Genomic DNA, 15,619 nt, shown 5'->3' with positions numbered 1-15,619 from the left:
TTAAGGCTAAAAAGATTTCATGCGACTTGATAAGTTTATCGCTCAGCAACTCGGCGTAAGCCGTGCTATTGCCGGGCGCGAGATCCGCGCCAGCCGCGTTACCGTGGATGGCGACATTGTGAGAGACAGCGCGTTCAAACTGCAACCTGACCATCAGGTGGAGTATGACGGCAATCCGCTCACCCAGCAGCACGGCCCGCGCTATTTCATGCTCAATAAGCCGGAAGGCTACGTCTGTTCTACGGACGATCCGGATCACCCGACGGTGCTCTATTTCCTCGACGAACCGGTTGCACACAAGCTGCATGCGGCTGGCCGCCTCGATATCGACACCACCGGTCTGGTGCTGATGACCGATGACGGTCAGTGGTCCCACCGCATTACCTCTCCTCGTCATCACTGTGAAAAAACCTATCTGGTGACGCTGGAATCGCCGGTGGCAGATGACACGGCAGAACAATTTGCCAAAGGCGTTCAGCTGCATAATGAAAAAGACCTCACCAAACCGGCGGTGCTGGAAGTCATTACCCCGACCGAAGTCCGTCTGACCATCAGCGAAGGGCGTTATCATCAGGTGAAACGTATGTTCGCCGCGGTGGGTAACCACGTTGTGGGTCTGCATCGTGAACGTATTGGGGCAATTGAACTCGATCCCGATCTGGCGCCTGGCGAATATCGCCCGCTGACGGAAGAAGAGATCGCCAGCGTCGGTCTGCCCTCGCATTAATTTCAGGAGAACCCTGTGACCACCAGGCCACACTCGTCTTTCAAAATCGTGTTCATTCTTGGCCTGCTGGCCATGTTGATGCCGCTGTCGATTGATATGTATCTGCCTGCGCTGCCGGTGATTTCGGCGCAGTTTGGCGTACCGGCAGGCAGCGCACAGATGACGCTCAGTACCTATATTCTCGGTTTTGCCCTTGGCCAGTTGTTTTATGGCCCGATGGCCGACAGCCTCGGACGTAAGCCGGTTATTCTGGGCGGAACGCTGATCTTTGCAGCCGCAGCCGTGGCCTGTGCGCTGGCACAGAGTATCGATCAGCTGATCGTGATGCGTTTATTCCACGGCCTCGCGGCGGCGGCGGCAAGCGTGGTGATTAACGCCCTGATGCGTGATATCTACCCGAAAGAAGAGTTCTCCCGCATGATGTCGTTTGTCATGCTGGTAACCACCATTGCGCCGCTGGTGGCTCCGATGGCCGGTGGCGCGGTGCTGGTATGGTTCAGCTGGCATGCCATTTTCTGGATCCTGGCGCTTGCCGCACTGCTGGCCTCGGCGATGATTTTCTTCTTTATTGATGAAACGTTAGCCGTCGAGCGCCGCCAGAAATTCCACATCCGTACCACAATGGGGAATTTTGCCTCGCTGTTCCGCCACAAGCGCGTGCTGAGCTACATGCTGGCAAGCGGCTTCAGCTTTGCCGGCATGTTCTCCTTCCTGAGCGCCGGGCCATTTGTCTATATTGAGCTGAACCACGTTTCCCCTCAGCACTTTGGGTATTACTTTGCGCTGAACATTGTGTTCCTGTTCATCATGACCATCATCAACAGCCGCTTTGTTCGCCGGATTGGAGCACTGAATATGTTCCGTGCCGGGCTGTGGATCCAGTTTGTGATGGCTATCTGGCTGGTGGTCAGCGCGTTTTTCGGCGTGGGCTTCTGGGCGCTGGTGGTGGGGGTTGCCGCTTTTGTTGGCTGCGTCTCGATGATCTCATCCAATGCGATGGCGGTCATTCTCGACGAGTTCCCGCATATGGCTGGCACCGCGTCATCGCTGGCGGGGACGTTCCGCTTCGGGATTGGTGCCGTGGTGGGGGCGTTACTCTCAATGGCGACCTTTAACACGGCCTGGCCAATGCTGTGGGCGATGGCGTTCTGTGCCACCAGCTCCATTCTCTTCTGTCTTTATGCCAGCCGACCGCGAAAAGCCGCTCATTAATCTGCACATCAGGCCCGATACGGGCCTTTTTGTTGACCCATATCAACCAAACTTGCGTTCGTTTACCCTGTGTTTGTTTCTTTTATGTAAAATCTATTTGTGTAAAAAGTCACATCATTGTATTTAAAAAGGTTGAGTTAGATCGCAGAAACGGGTACATATAGCGCCGACGCGAGCCTGGATACCTATAAAAAAGCGCTGAATAGTGCAGGTTGGCGATGATGTGTTACTATAAATGTAAATAAATTGTGAAGTAAATTTGCTTCCGGGGATCGAACGTGAATACATTACAACTCTCCATAGTCCATCGCTTGCCCCAGAGCTATCGCTGGTCGGCGGGTTTTGCAGGTTCGAAAGTTGAACCGATTCCGCAAAACGTTGCAGGTTGCGAGAATTGTCTGGTCGCGCTCAAACTGCTTAGCCCGAGCGACGAAGATGCATGGCCGGTAATGGAACGCTTAAGCCAGGCGCTGTCGGATATCGAAGTGGACAGCTCCGTACTGGAGTGTGAAGGCGAGCCGTGCCTGTTTGTTAAAAGTCAGGATGAATTTGCCGCAACCTGCCGCCTGAAGAACTTTGGCGTGGCCATTGCTGAGCCTTTCTCGGGCCAGTATCCCTTCTGAGTGCTAGTCTGCCGATAACAGCTGGCGCGTGTAGCTCTGCGTCGGTGCAGTAAATACACGCTGGCACTCACCTTGCTCGACCACTTCTCCCTGCCGTAGCACAATCACCTGATGGCATAACGCCCGCACTACCTGTAGATCGTGGCTGATAAAGATATAGGCCAGCCGGTGCTTTTCCTGTAACCCTTTTAACAGGGTCAGGATCTGTGCCTGCACGGTTCTGTCCAGCGAGGAGGTCGGTTCATCCAGGATGATCAGCTCAGGTTTGAGGATCAGCGCGCGGGCAATGGCGATACGCTGGCGCTGTCCGCCAGAAAATTCAGCCGGGTAGCGGTGGCGCGTCTCGGGATCTAACCCTACCTCTGCCATCACACGCCTGACCTCATTTTCACGTTGCAGAGCCGTCAGGGTAGGCTGATGGACGCGCAATCCTTCTTCGATGATCTGCAAAATACTCAGCCTTGGATTGAGCGAGGAGTTGGGATCCTGAAACACCACCTGCATGCGGGGACGTACCGGCAGCATCTGCCGACGGTTCCAGCGGTGCAGCGGCATGCCGTCAAACAGGATCTCGCCCTGCGAGGCAATTAAACGCAGTAGTGCCAGGCCGGTGGTGCTTTTGCCTGAACCCGACTCGCCCACCAGTCCCAGCGACTCACCCGGGCGCAGTGAAAAACGGATGTTCTTCAGCACGGCGTTCTGGTCGACCACGCGGCGCAGAATACCTTTACGGATGGGGAAGGAGACAGACAGCCCCTCGACGTTGAGCAACGGCGCGCTGTCCCCCTGAAGAGGCACAGGATCGCCAGCGGGTTCACTGTCGAGCAGCCGCTGCGTATAGGGGTGCTGAGGCGCGTTCAGCAGTGCGGCGGCGGTGTTCTGCTCTACACAGCGTCCGTTTTGCATTACGGCGACGCTGTCGGCCAGCTTTTTCACAATGCTCAGGTTATGGGTGATAAACAGCAGACTCATGTTCAGCTCGCTACGTAGCTCCCGCAGCAGTTGCAAAATTTGCGCCTGCACCGTGACGTCCAGCGCGGTGGTGGGCTCATCGGCGATCAGCAGTTCCGGGCGCGTCAGTAGCGCCATGGCAATCATCACACGTTGACGTTCACCGCCGGAAAGCTGATGCGGGAAATCGCTCAGCCGTTTTGCCGCGTTGCGGATGCCGGTTCTCTCGAGGCAGTCGAGGATTTCCCCGCGCGCGGCCTCTTTGCGCATGCCCCGGTGCAGGGACAGCACCTCGTAAAGCTGTTTTTCCAGGGTATGCAGCGGGTTGAGTGAGACCATCGGCTCCTGGAAAATCATCGCAATTTTATTGCCGCGGACGCCCCGCAGGGTCTGTTCGTCGGCGTGCAGCAGCGAGCTGCCGTGAAACAGAATATCTCCTTGCGGGTAGCTCACTGGCGGAGACGGGAGCAGGCGCAGTATGGAGAGTGCCGAGACGCTCTTGCCGGAGCCGGATTCCCCCACCAGTGCCAGCGTTTCGCCACGCTGGATCTGCAGCGACAGATCGCTGACCACGGTGCGCGTCTCACCCTGTTTCGAAAAGGCAATCGACAGATTCTCGATACTGAGAAGGGGCTGCGTCATGTTACACCGCCTTGTTGGGATCGAAGGCGTCGCGCACGGCTTCGCCAATAAAAATCAGCAGCGAAAGCAGTACCGCCACGGAAAGAAAGGCTGTAATGCCCAGCCACGGTGCCTGCAGGTTGTTTTTGCCCTGCAGCAACAGCTCGCCGAGCGAGGGGGAACCGAGCGGTAGCCCGAAGCCCAGAAAATCGAGCGAGGTGAGGGTGGTGATGGAGCTGCACAAAATAAACGGCAGAAAGGTCAGTGTCGCCACCACGGCGTTCGGCAGCATATGGCGGAAGATGATCCCGCTGTCGCTCACGCCCAGTGCCTGTGCGGCACGAATATAGTCAAAATTACGGGTGCGCAGAAATTCTGCGCGCACGACGCCCACCAGCGCCATCCAGCCAAACAATACGGTGATCCCCAGCAGCCACCAGAAGTTTGGCTGCACCACGCTCGACAGCAGGATGATCAGAAACAGCGTTGGCATACCTGACCACACCTCAATCACGCGCTGACCCCAGAGGTCAATTTTACCGCCATAGTAGCCCTGGACGGCACCTGCCACCACGCCCATCACGCTGGAGAAGAGCGTCAGCATCAGCCCAAAGAGGATCGAGATTCGGGTACCGTAGAGGATGCGCGCCAGCACGTCGCCACCGTTGGCATCCGTTCCCAGCCAGTTTTGCGTGGACGGGGGAGAAGGGAAGGGGGTCGTGGTGGCGAAATTGATACTGTTGGCGCCAAAACGGATCGGGGCCCACAGTGCCCAGCCGTGTTGATCAATCTGCTGGCGCAGCCACGGATCCTGATACTCCGCCGGTGTTGCAAATGGGCCGCCAAAGTCACTTTCACTGTAGTTATTAAGCACGGGCACATACCAGCGGTCGTTGAAATGCACCAGCAGGGGTTTATCGTTGGCAATCAGCTCTGAGCACAGGCTTAACACAAACAGGACGGCAAAAATCCATAACGACCAGTAGCCACGACGGTTGTGGCGAAAACGGGCCCAGCGGGCCTGATTGACGGGGCTTAAACGCGGCATCATCGGCCCTCAAAATCGATTCGGGGATCGACCAGCGTATAGCTGATATCACTGACGATATTCAGCAGCAGGCCAATCAGGGTAAAAATGTAGAGTGTGCCAAACATCACCGGATAATCCCGCGACACGGTGGCTTCATAACCCAATAGCCCCAGACCGTTAAGCGAGAACATCACCTCAATAAGCAGCGAACCGGTAAAAAACATACTGATGAACGTGGCAGGAAATCCGGCAATCACCAGCAGCATGGCGTTGCGGAACACGTGCTTCCACATGATCTGTTTTTCACCCACGCCCTTCGCGCGGGCGGTGACGACATATTGTTTGCGGATTTCATCAAGAAAGGCGTTTTTGGTCAGCATGGTCAGGGCGGCAAATCCGCCAATCACCGTTGCCAGCACCGGCAGCGTGATATGCCAGAGATAGTCGGTGATTTTCTGATACCACGGCAGGGTGCTGAAATCGGCGGATACCAGCCCCCGCAGCGGGAAGAGATCGAAATAGCTGCCGCCGGCAAAAAAGACAATCAGCAGCACAGCGAACAGAAACGCCGGAATGGCATAGCCGATGATAATGAACGTGCTGCTCCAGATATCAAAACGGCTGCCGTTGTAGACCGCTTTACGGATCCCAAGCGGAATGGAAACCAGGTAGATAATCAGCGTTCCCCACAGTCCCAGGGTGATCGACACCGGCAGGCTTTGTTTGATCAGGGTTAAGACCGAGGCACTGCGGAACAGGCTATCACCAAAATCAAACCGGACGTAATCCCACAGCATTTTGAAATAGCGCTCGTGAATCGGTTTATCAAAACCATAGCGATGGGTGATCTCGGCAATCACCTCCGGATCCAGCCCGCGGCCGCCGCGATAATGGCTTTCGCTGATATTCCCCACGCCCGTTTTGGCATGGCTTGCGCCCATTCCTTCTCCGCCACCGCCGGGCATCCCGCCGCTGGTGCCAAATTCAATGGCCGCAATCGCCTGATCGACCGGCCCACCGGGGGCGATTTGCACAATAAAGAAGTTAATGGTGATGATGGCCCACAGGGTTGGGATGATCAGCAGGAGACGGCGGATTAGATACGCACCCATGATGATTCCTTATCGCCGCTCAGCTGGGAGTCTGGCAGCTTTGTTAACGTCATACCACCAGGTATCGAAGCCCAGCGAATAGATCGGGCGCACGGCAGGCAGCGAAAACTTGTCCCAGCGGGCAAGACGATCTTCACCCATATACCACATGGGCAGCATGTAGTAGTTCCAGGTTAACACTCTGTCGAGGGCGCGTCCTAATGGCAGGAGCTTCTGTTTATCGCCCTGTGCCGCCACGATCTTTGCAATTAGCGCGTCAACGACCGGGCTTTTTACCCCCGGCGCATTGTACGAGGAGTCGATGTAACTGGACGCCCAGGAAATCTGCAGGTCGGAGCTTGGCCAGGGCTGCGCGGGCCACAGGCTCTGCATCATATCGTAATCCCGGCTGCGCTTGCGGTTGGTCAGCTGGGCGATATCCACCTGGCGTATGTTCATTGTGATCCCCAGCCGGGCCAGGTTGTGCTTAAACGGCAAAACCCACTGATCGTTTGCCCCTGACGCGATCAGTAGCTCGAAGCTCAACGGTTTTCCCGTTTGGGCATTGACCCGTTTTTGATTTTTCAGGACCCAACCGGCCTCATCCAGCAGTTTGCTGGCTTTCAGCAAATTGTCACGATCAAAGCCGTTGCCATCGGAGGTGGGGGGATCAAACACGGTGGTAAACACTTCCGGCGGCAATTGTGCTTTGAAGGGGGCCAGCAGCGTCAACTCGTCGGCATTGGGGTAAGCGCGCGCCGCGTATTCGGTATTCTGAAAATAGCTGTTAGCGCGGCTGTAGGCGCCATAAAACAGCGCCTTGTTCATCCACTCAAAGTCAAAGGCCAGGGTAATGGCCTGACGTACCCGGCGGTCGTTAAATACCGGACGCTGAATATTAAACGCCAGCCAGCGCGTGTCTTGGGCAGAGCTATTTTTTTGCTCGTCCTTGACGATGAAGCCTTTGGCAAAGTTTTTACCGATATAGCGCGTAGCCCAGTTTTTAGCGCTGCTCTCCAGGCGTAAATCGAAGGCTCCGGCCTTAAAGGCCTCAAAAGCCACGTTATCGTCCAGGTAGTAATCATAGCGAAGGGTGTCGAAATTCCAGCGCCCCCGGTTTACCGGCAGGTTGGCGGCCCAGTAGTCTTTTACACGGGAGTAGACCACATACTGCCCCATGCGCCAGTCGGTGATGCGGTACGGGCCTCCTGCCAGCGGCGGTGTGGAGAGCGGGTCGCTCAGCTTATGGGCTTTCCAGAACGATTCAGGCATTACGGGCAGGGAGAACAGGCTCAGCATATTCTCTTTATTCGGCTCGCTCAGCTCAATGCGCACGGTGAGCGGTGCGATGGCCCTGACCGACGCGCCTTTGTAGACAATACGGAACTGAGGAACGCCTTCAGTCATAAATTTATGAAACGTAAAGGCGACATCGCTTGCCCTGACCGGCGAACCGTCATGAAAACGCGCCCGCGGGTTAAGCGAAATTTCCGCCCAGGCAAAATTATCCGCATACCGCACGTTTTCGGCGATCATGGGATAGTAGCTTCCGGGCTCATCATCAGAGGTGACAAACAGGGTATCGTAGAGAGCTTCTGTGCGCGCCGCGGCCACACCGCGCAGGGCAAAGCGGTTGAAGTTATCGAACGTGCCGGTGGCGGAGAGCGTCACATTCCCGCCTTTCGGCGCGGCAGGGTTGACGTAATCATAATGGGTGAAATTCACCGCGTATTTCGGTTCACCAATCACGGCAAACGCAACGTCTTCTTTGATGGTTTGCGCCTGGCTGGACAGGGCCGTAAGTGCCAACAGCAACAGTATGAAGCGCATAAACATCTCGCGACAGCTCCCTCTTTAACAGACCGGCTCAGTTAAGCTGAATAATAAGTGACGTCACGGGCAATGTGAAATTATTCGCCAGCGTGCGTCAGGTCGGGCCGCCACTCACGGAACTGCTCCAGCGGCATCGGACGGCTAATCCAGTATCCCTGCAGGAAGTTAACGCCATGTTCGCGCAGCCAGGCCGCCTGTTCCGGCGTTTCCACGCCCTCTGCGACGGTGGACATGTTCAGCCGTCTTGCCAGCATCAGTACGGCATCAAGTACCGGTGAGGTGACGGTTTCTGTCCCGATGGCGTTAACAAAACCCCGGTCGATTTTGATGTAATCCATGGTGAAATGTTCAAGATAGATCAGCGCACTGTGGCCGGTTCCAAAATCATCGATCGCTATCTCAAACCCTTCGTTGTGCAGCCATTCGAACAGGTTGTTGGCTTCACGGTGGTTGAGCATGTCGCGCTCGGTAATTTCCAGCACCAACTGGAAGTGATCCGGCGGCAGTAACTCTTTAAAGGTGCGCATATCATCTTTAAAGCTGTCGGCGTGCAGATGCCCCGGCGCAATGTTGATACCGAGTTTTGCGCCCGGCGGCAGTTGGGTCTGTAATACCGGTGCATCGTGAATGATAAGGTCAAACAGATGCAGCGTGAGCGGAACAATCAGCTGCTGCGCTTCAGCAAAATTGATAAACGCATCAGGGGGGATCTCACCCATGGTGGGGTGCTTCCAGCGCATCAGGACCTCAACCCCCCGCATTTTCAGATCTTTTGCATCCACCACGGGCTGATAGACCACATAAAACTGGCCGCGCTTAATAGCGCTGAGGATCTCTTTGCCGGGATTAACGCGGATGGTGAGGATATAGAAATTCAGCGATCCTGCCGCAATACCGCACACCAGCCCAAAGAAGAGGGCGTAGAGGATTTCGTCGCTTGTCCACTTTTCAGCGTAAAGCTTAATGGTCAGCGGCACGGCCTTAAGCGTGGCGGTACGCTCGGGCACGGCATGTAAATCCTGCGCCCTGACCAGGGTACTGGACATGGTGGACAGCGCCATATCCCCGATGATGATGGCAATCCCTGCGAAGTCGTCCTGGCGCGCGGTATAAAGCAGGTACGGGGTCAGATTGAGATTAACTGACGTAAACACCCCGCCGTCTTTAACCAGAGGGTTTCGGTACCAGATGGCAATGGCGGGTTTATTCGGCAGCATAGGCGTGCCCGGCAGTAATGCCATATCAATCTTCTTGTTGATGTGCAGCTCAGGTATTAGAGCTTCCATCGGCGTATCCATCGGCCCGGTGGCCGACGAGCAGAAGGCGATTTTGTCCCTGACCAGCAAGAACGCGCGCACATTGAGGCTGAAGGCCGCGCGCGACGTCAGCTCGGCATTGACGTCATGGCAGCTGTTCAGCGTGAGGGGCTGAAGAACATCGATAGAGGTTTTCAACTCTTCGAAATAGCTCTCCATGTAGAGGCTCACATCGGTAATCAGGGTGTCGAACCGGACTTCCCGCTTGTGGTAACTCCAGAAAAATTGCAATGAACCCAAAAGCAGGGCAGTGACCAGACCTGTAATAATACTGAGGAAAAGTATCTTGCGATGACTGGAAAAGTAGCGGGTGAACATAGACGTCGTGATTCCTGAATTGCCGCTGGATGTATTCAGTGTAACGGGCAAAAAAAAAACACCGCCGAAGCAGTGTCTTTTTTTCATCATATCGCCAGCCAAGGGATAACCAACGATACAATCATCATATTAACTGCGGGTCAGTACGCGACGCGCTTCGTTGTAGCGCTTCTTCCAGTATGGCTCGTTCATGCTGGAAATGGTCACACCGCTGCTGGTGGAGGCATGCACAAACTGGTCATTACCAATATAGATGCCGACATGTCGACCCGTTGAACCGGCACGGAACAGAACTAAATCACCGGTGCGCAGTTTTGTACGTGAAATCGACTTGCCCACTTCCTGCTGTTCGTAAGTTGAACGCGGCAGGTCTAACCCAAACTGCTCACGGAAGGTACGCTGTACAAAGCTGGAACAATCGATACCTTTTTTGGTGCTGCCGCCCAGACGATAACGCACGCCTTTCCAGTCAGCATACTGGTCCATAATACGGGACTTCACGTCCAGATTACGTACCATATTTTCAAATTCATCCTGAGAGGCTTGCAGTGACGAGGAATCTTCCATTCCCACAACACGCGTCTCAGGATGCATGTTCTTTGCGGTGTTCGATGTACTACATGCAGACAACAGTACCGCAACTGCTATCGCCGGGATCCCCCGCAAGATATATCTCAAAATCGGTTGAGATTTGACCATTTTGTTTATTTTCCCTTGAAGTCCTTAACGACAAATATCGTTATAAAAATGCCAAACGTGACGAGACTAATTATCTGTTCACAATGAGACAATTCTTTCTGGTCACATTTGTGGCGCAGCGCACAAATTTATTCACCAAGGAAATAATTATCTCTATGGGGCAAAACGAGTTCGAGATTAACCGATTGCCAGGGCTATTGCGAGTAAAAAAAGCCTTTTTTTTATAAGAAATTGTGATACAGAAAGTAAAAATCCGGCATTGCTTAAAATGCAGTCAGATCCGGCGCTTTATCACGCAATTGATTCATTTTTATCATGAAAGAGATGACGGGAAGATGACAGTGCGAAACGATCGTGGCGGGAGATCTATCAGGGATCGCAATGATCCCTGATAGCGGACGTTAATTTTGGTTAATTATTTGTTTAATGCTTGTTGCTTTTTACCCGGCAGATAGCGATCAAACAGGGCTATTATCCGGTCGCTCAGCGGTGTCATCAGACACCACGGTAACGCGACCAGCGCAACAGAGAGCGAGCCCACGGCAATATCGGTGAACCAGTGTGCGCCAATCATTACGCGAGGGAAGGCGAAAACCACAAAAATAATCAGGGCTATGGCGAACGCCTTCCTGCCGAAATAGCGCAGCATGACTGCACAAAAAATAAGCAGCATCATGCCGTGATCGCCAGGGAAACTGGCCTTCGAGGCATCTTTCGTTGGAATATGCAGCAATTCGCTGACGCGATAAATATTGGTAAAGAACAGCGTTGGGCTTGAGCGCTTGACCGGAATAATAGCCGTAGCAAGTTGGTTAATGGCGACAGCCAGCAGCAGCATCATCAGACCAATAATCATAATGCGGCGACGCCCGGTTTTGTCCTCTTTCAGCCAGAAAGAGAGCATCAGGCAGCCCATCGCCACCAGCGAACAGCCGTCAAACGCGCGGTTGTTGGTAATCGCCACCAGCCACAGGAAGGCATCACTCTTCACCAGAGCCTGGTTAAAGAAATGGAAGATGGCAGAATCCAGCGGAAACCAGAAACCGTGATCCACCGGGATATACCAGGAGAAAAAGAGCGCCAGTCCGGCGACATTGAGCAGCAAAATCAGGGGAATTCGAGTTGTCATAACATTCAGCATACAGGGAAATCAGGGGCAACGTTAGCCGCCCGAACTTAAACGAAGCTTCAACAGGCTGGACTGCAGGGCATTCCAGTCGGCGTTAACCGCACTAATTAACTCTATTCGGCTATCCGGGGGCGCAACATTCTGCGTTTCAATAAAGAAATCTTCACCCTGACGGTTGATGCGCACCAGGCCGTCGGGGGTGCGCATAATCCCCTTAACGCGATCGACCGGCGCCAGTCTTGCCCACTCAAGCACGCCTATGGTGTCGAAAACGGTGTCGGCATCAAAGATCCACCCGCAGGCCTGATGACCCTGACCGCTGTTGAGATTACGTCGCCAGCGCTGGTGTTCCGGCAGGCTCAACGCCGCCAGACCCTGCTTTGCGGGATGACTATGCGCATGCTCCGCACTGGCTGGCAGCTCGGTGAGGTTCAGGCGAGGCAGGTCGAGCAGGGCGACATCTATCTTCCCCTGAGTGGTTTGCACCCGCTGACGGTTGCCCCCGAAATGTTGCCACCAGGCATCGAATGCCGCCTGGCTTTCAGCCGTAGCCCGATCTTCTTTATTTGCGACGATAATATCTGCGCAGGCGAGCTGATCGCGGAAGTTGTCGTTGGCCACCGCTTTTTCATCCAGCAGCTGTCGCGGGTCGAGCAGGCAAAGCGTGGCGCGTAAGTCTATCCACGGCTCGTAAACCGGCGCGGTGAGTAAATCAAGAATTTGCTTCGGGTGACCAAGCCCCGTCGGTTCAATCAGCAGGCGGTCGGGTTTACCCTGACGCAGCAGCGTATTCAGCCCCACCTGCATGGGCAGGCCGTTTACACAGCACATGCATCCGCCTGGGATCTCTTTGATCATGGCGCCGCAGTCAGACAGTAACGCGCCATCAATACCCACTTCGCCGAATTCGTTGACCAGCACGGCCCATTTTTCTGCCGGATCTTTATTGGCCAGCAGGTTGAGAATTGAGGTGGTTTTCCCGCTACCGAGAAAACCGGTAATAAGGTTGGTCCTGGTCACGTGCGCTCCGGTAGATAATTGTGATGATGTAACAATTATCTCTCATCCTGACGAAAAAAGGGCGCAATGAGAAGAGAAAGGGCAAACGGAGCGCATGTCCGTTCGCCTTAAGCGCAATAAACGTTAAAGATTTAACGTTTCGATAACAGCCTGGCGCGCCCCGCGGCGGGCAATACGTTGGTATGCCTGGTTCACCGACTCGACAAAAACGTGGTTTTGCGCGAGATCGTGACCAAAGACTTCGCTCAGCGTCAGCAGAGCGTTTACGCGGTTTGCGTCATTGCTGGCTTCAACCTTCGCACGGATTTTGTCGCTGAGCGGATCGCGGACATCAATCGTATTGCCTTGTTCATCTGTACCGCTGACGTAGCGGATCCAGCCCGCCACACCCAGCGCCAGCAGTGGCCACGCACTTTGACGCTCCAGATGAATACGGATCCCATCCAGCATGCGTTGGGGCAGCTTTTGACTGCCGTCCATCGCAATTTGCCAGGTACGGTGCTGCAGTGCCGGGTTGGCAAAACGGTCGAGCAGGCTGTCGGCGTAAGCCGTCAGATCAACGTCGGTGATACGCAGCGTAGGGGCCTGTTCATCCAGCATTAAACGCCGCGCGGCCTGACGAAACGCCTCATCCTCCATACATTCATTAATGTGCGCATACCCGGCGAGATAGCCCAGATACGCCAGGAAGGAGTGGCTGCCGTTCAGCATACGTAATTTCATCTGTTCCCACGGCAGAACGTCCTGCACCATCTGCACGCCTGCCACTTCCCACTCCGGGCGTCCGGCGACAAAGTTATCTTCCACGACCCACTGAATAAAGGGCTCGCAGCTGATGGCGCACGGATCTTCCACACCGAGTTCCTGCGCGACCTCCGCCAGCGAGGCATCGGTGGCGGCGGGCACAATCCTGTCAACCATTGTGCCCGGGAAACTCACATGGGTATCAATCCATCCGGCCAGGTCTTCAGAGCGTTTCTGCGCCATGCCGAGCACGGCATTTTTCACCACGTGGCCGTTATCCGGGATGTTATCGCAGGAAAGCACCGTAAAGGCGGGTAAGCCGCGTTCACGGCGGCGGTGGAGCGCTTCGACGATGATCCCTGGGGCGGAATGGGGCTCCGTCGGGTTTTCCAGATCGTGAACGATCCGGGTGTTTTGCAAATCGAGTTTCCCGGTTGCGGGGTCGATGCAATAGCCTTTCTCAGTAATGGTGAGGGAAACAATTGCCACCTGCGGCTCGCAAAATTTCTCAATGATGGCGGCCAGCGAGTCCAGTTTTGCGTTCAGGCATTCATGCACGGCTCCAGTGATAATCGGCTGGTTGCCCTCCGCGCCTTTCTCCAGCACGGTGAAGAGGTGATCCTGCGCCCGCAGCTGGCTCATCAACACATCGCCGCTGAACAGGCTGATCTCACAAATGCCCCAGTCGCCTCCTTTGGCATTCAGCACCCGATGGGTTAATAACGCCTGATGCGCACGGTGAAAAGCACCAAAGCCGAAGTGAACGATGCGCGAGCGCAGAAGCGAGCGATCGTAGCGCGGCTGCTGAACATGGGCAGGAAGCGAGGTGGAGGCAATTGTCTTCATGAAATACACACCTGATTAACCATTAATTAACAATGCCAGTGTAAAGTTATGTGACAACAAATAGAATTGGTAAGCCGTAAATATCGCCGTTCTGTGAGTTCGATCAATCAATCTGTGGCGCTGTATTGACCCCCTTCATTAAACATGTATGGTAGTCGTCATCGCAGTAACATATATTGGTATAACAACTTTGGAGGGTGGGCAATGGAACAAACCTGGCGTTGGTACGGGCCGAACGATCCAGTTTCTCTAGATGATGTGCGTCAGGCTGGCGCAACGGGTGTCGTCACGGCGCTGCATCATATTCCGAATGGCCAGGTGTGGCCGGTAGAGGAGATTCAACAGCGTCAGGCGCTGCTGGCAGAAAAAGGCTTAACCTGGTCTGTCGTGGAAAGTATTCCCGTTCACGAAGATATCAAAACCCATTCTGGGGAGTATCAGACCTGGATTGCTAACTATCAGCAGAGCATCCGCAACCTGGCGGCCTGCGGCATCGATACCGTTTGCTATAACTTCATGCCTGTTCTTGACTGGACGCGTACTGATCTCGAGTATCAGCTGCCAGACGGTTCACGAGCGTTGCGTTTTGATCAGATCGCCTTCGCGGCATTTGAGTTACACATTCTGAAACGCCCTGGCGCGGAAGCCGATTACACGGCCGACGAGCAGCAGCAGGCCCGCGAATGGTTTAACGCAGCAAGTGAAGCAGACATAGAGAAGCTGACCCGCAATATCATCGCGGGCCTGCCGGGTGCAGAAGAGGGCTACACGCTGGATCAGTTCCGCGCCCGTCTGGCAGAGTACGGCGGCATTGATAAAAATCAGCTGCGCGAAAACATGGCGTACTTCCTGCGCGCGATTGTGCCGGTCGCGGAAGTGGCGGGCGTGCGTCTGGCCGTACATCCGGACGATCCTCCGCGTCCCATCCTCGGCCTGCCGCGTATCGTCTCAACCATTGAAGATATGCAGTGGCTGAAAGAGACGGTCGATAGCATCTATAACGGCTTTACCATGTGCACGGGCTCGTACGGCGTGCGTGCGGATAATGACCTTGTGCGGATGATTGAAACCTTTGGCGATCGTATTCACTTCACGCATCTGCGTGCGACCTGCCGTGAAGAGAACCCGAAAACCTTCCACGAAGCGGCGCACCTGAGCGGTGATGTGAATATGGTGGCGGTGGTGGATGCCATTCTGGCGGAAGAGGCACGTCGTAAACAGGCTGGCGATTTACGTCCTATTCCGTTCCGCCCGGATCACGGACACCAGATGCTGGACGATCTGCGTAAGAAAACGAACCCGGGCTATTCGGCGATTGGCCGCCTGAAAGGGATGGCAGAAGTGCGCGGCGTAGAGCTGGCGCTGAAGATGACGAAGTATCCTGAGCTTCTGTAAGTGCTGTTGCCCGATGGCGCTACGCTTACCGGCCTACAAAAAACCGGCCTGAGAGCCGGTTTTT

Annotated in this window: 13 protein-coding genes; 4 read left to right on the top strand and 9 right to left on the bottom strand. The window is 54.8% G+C overall.

Annotation, left to right across the window (positions count from 1 at the left end):
* The first annotated feature begins 19 nt into the window (after positions 1 to 19).
* From rsuA to ACOTZF_RS19340, 3 genes are all read left to right on the top strand, one after another.
* Positions 20 to 727, top strand: a complete 708-nt coding sequence (rsuA, locus tag ACOTZF_RS19350; RefSeq protein WP_013097990.1) for a 16S rRNA pseudouridine(516) synthase RsuA — start codon at positions 20 to 22, stop codon at positions 725 to 727.
* Positions 728 to 742: 15 nt separating this feature from the next.
* The gene (locus ACOTZF_RS19345; protein WP_013097989.1) at positions 743 to 1,939 is read left to right on the top strand and encodes a Bcr/CflA family multidrug efflux MFS transporter; all 1,197 of its coding nucleotides are present in this window, start codon (positions 743 to 745) and stop codon (positions 1,937 to 1,939) included.
* 278 nt (positions 1,940 to 2,217) lie between these two features.
* On the top strand, positions 2,218 to 2,562 hold the full coding sequence (locus ACOTZF_RS19340; RefSeq protein WP_013097988.1) for a YejG family protein: 345 nt from the start codon (positions 2,218 to 2,220) through the stop codon (positions 2,560 to 2,562).
* Positions 2,563 to 2,565: 3 nt separating this feature from the next.
* Here the strand turns inward: ACOTZF_RS19340 and yejF are convergent, their stop codons facing one another.
* The 9 genes from yejF to ACOTZF_RS19295 form a co-directional block, all read right to left on the bottom strand.
* Positions 2,566 to 4,155, bottom strand: a complete 1,590-nt coding sequence (gene yejF / locus ACOTZF_RS19335) for a microcin C ABC transporter ATP-binding protein YejF (protein ID WP_129252158.1) — start codon at positions 4,153 to 4,155, stop codon at positions 2,566 to 2,568.
* Position 4,156: 1 nt separating this feature from the next.
* A complete protein-coding gene (locus ACOTZF_RS19330; protein WP_129252493.1) occupies positions 4,157 to 5,182 on the bottom strand; it encodes an ABC transporter permease in 1,026 nt (341 codons plus the stop codon).
* A complete protein-coding gene (locus ACOTZF_RS19325) occupies positions 5,182 to 6,276 on the bottom strand; it encodes a microcin C ABC transporter permease YejB (protein ID WP_038420221.1) in 1,095 nt (364 codons plus the stop codon). The genes ACOTZF_RS19330 and ACOTZF_RS19325 overlap by 1 nt, the downstream gene beginning before the upstream one ends.
* A gap of 9 nt (positions 6,277 to 6,285) precedes the next feature.
* Positions 6,286 to 8,091 carry an extracellular solute-binding protein gene (locus ACOTZF_RS19320; protein WP_129317570.1) on the bottom strand — a complete coding sequence of 602 codons (1,806 nt, stop codon included), beginning with the start codon at positions 8,089 to 8,091 and terminating at the stop codon, positions 6,286 to 6,288.
* Positions 8,092 to 8,165: 74 nt separating this feature from the next.
* Positions 8,166 to 9,722, bottom strand: coding sequence for a cyclic di-GMP phosphodiesterase (locus ACOTZF_RS19315; RefSeq protein WP_038420219.1), 1,557 nt, complete (start codon positions 9,720 to 9,722; stop codon positions 8,166 to 8,168).
* Between the two features lie 129 nt (positions 9,723 to 9,851).
* On the bottom strand, positions 9,852 to 10,421 hold the full coding sequence (gene mepS, locus ACOTZF_RS19310; RefSeq protein ID WP_023619753.1) for a bifunctional murein DD-endopeptidase/murein LD-carboxypeptidase: 570 nt from the start codon (positions 10,419 to 10,421) through the stop codon (positions 9,852 to 9,854).
* A 415-nt stretch (positions 10,422 to 10,836) separates the two neighbouring features.
* Complete coding sequence (locus ACOTZF_RS19305; RefSeq protein ID WP_136374357.1) at positions 10,837 to 11,550, bottom strand: phosphatase PAP2 family protein; 714 nt, start codon at positions 11,548 to 11,550, stop codon at positions 10,837 to 10,839.
* Between the two features lie 33 nt (positions 11,551 to 11,583).
* Positions 11,584 to 12,570 (bottom strand): CobW family GTP-binding protein, encoded by a 987-nt coding sequence (locus tag ACOTZF_RS19300; RefSeq protein WP_129252162.1) that lies wholly within the window; start codon positions 12,568 to 12,570, stop codon positions 11,584 to 11,586.
* Positions 12,571 to 12,693: 123 nt separating this feature from the next.
* Complete coding sequence (locus tag ACOTZF_RS19295) at positions 12,694 to 14,160, bottom strand: mannitol dehydrogenase family protein (RefSeq protein ID WP_129252165.1); 1,467 nt, start codon at positions 14,158 to 14,160, stop codon at positions 12,694 to 12,696.
* 204 nt (positions 14,161 to 14,364) lie between these two features.
* Between ACOTZF_RS19295 and uxuA the strand changes: the two genes are divergently transcribed.
* Positions 14,365 to 15,555: a mannonate dehydratase gene (gene uxuA, locus ACOTZF_RS19290; RefSeq protein ID WP_129252167.1), complete on the top strand. Its 1,191-nt coding sequence runs from the start codon at positions 14,365 to 14,367 to the stop codon at positions 15,553 to 15,555.
* Positions 15,556 to 15,619 lie beyond the last annotated feature (64 nt).

Origin of the sequence: Enterobacter cloacae complex sp. SHL021 (assembly GCF_049237765.1) — a bacterium.
Taxonomy (GTDB): Bacteria; Pseudomonadota; Gammaproteobacteria; order Enterobacterales; family Enterobacteriaceae; genus Enterobacter; species Enterobacter cloacae.
This window is presented reverse-complemented; position numbering and strand designations above follow the sequence as displayed.

What these genes read in the sequence shown, in the direction of transcription:
- uxuA (WP_129252167.1), top strand. Translation starts at nt 14,365, where the DNA reads ATGGAACAAACCTGGCGTTGGTACGGGCCGAACGATCCAGTTTCTCTA.
- ACOTZF_RS19315 (WP_038420219.1), bottom strand. Translation starts at nt 9,722, where the DNA reads ATGTTCACCCGCTACTTTTCCAGTCATCGCAAGATACTTTTCCTCAGT.
- ACOTZF_RS19330 (WP_129252493.1), bottom strand. Translation starts at nt 5,182, where the DNA reads ATGCCGCGTTTAAGCCCCGTCAATCAGGCCCGCTGGGCCCGTTTTCGC.
- mepS (WP_023619753.1), bottom strand. Translation starts at nt 10,421, where the DNA reads ATGGTCAAATCTCAACCGATTTTGAGATATATCTTGCGGGGGATCCCG.
- ACOTZF_RS19320 (WP_129317570.1), bottom strand. Translation starts at nt 8,091, where the DNA reads ATGTTTATGCGCTTCATACTGTTGCTGTTGGCACTTACGGCCCTGTCC.
- ACOTZF_RS19295 (WP_129252165.1), bottom strand. Translation starts at nt 14,160, where the DNA reads ATGAAGACAATTGCCTCCACCTCGCTTCCTGCCCATGTTCAGCAGCCG.
- ACOTZF_RS19325 (WP_038420221.1), bottom strand. Translation starts at nt 6,276, where the DNA reads ATGGGTGCGTATCTAATCCGCCGTCTCCTGCTGATCATCCCAACCCTG.
- ACOTZF_RS19305 (WP_136374357.1), bottom strand. Translation starts at nt 11,550, where the DNA reads ATGACAACTCGAATTCCCCTGATTTTGCTGCTCAATGTCGCCGGACTG.
- rsuA (WP_013097990.1), top strand. Translation starts at nt 20, where the DNA reads ATGCGACTTGATAAGTTTATCGCTCAGCAACTCGGCGTAAGCCGTGCT.
- yejF (WP_129252158.1), bottom strand. Translation starts at nt 4,155, where the DNA reads ATGACGCAGCCCCTTCTCAGTATCGAGAATCTGTCGATTGCCTTTTCG.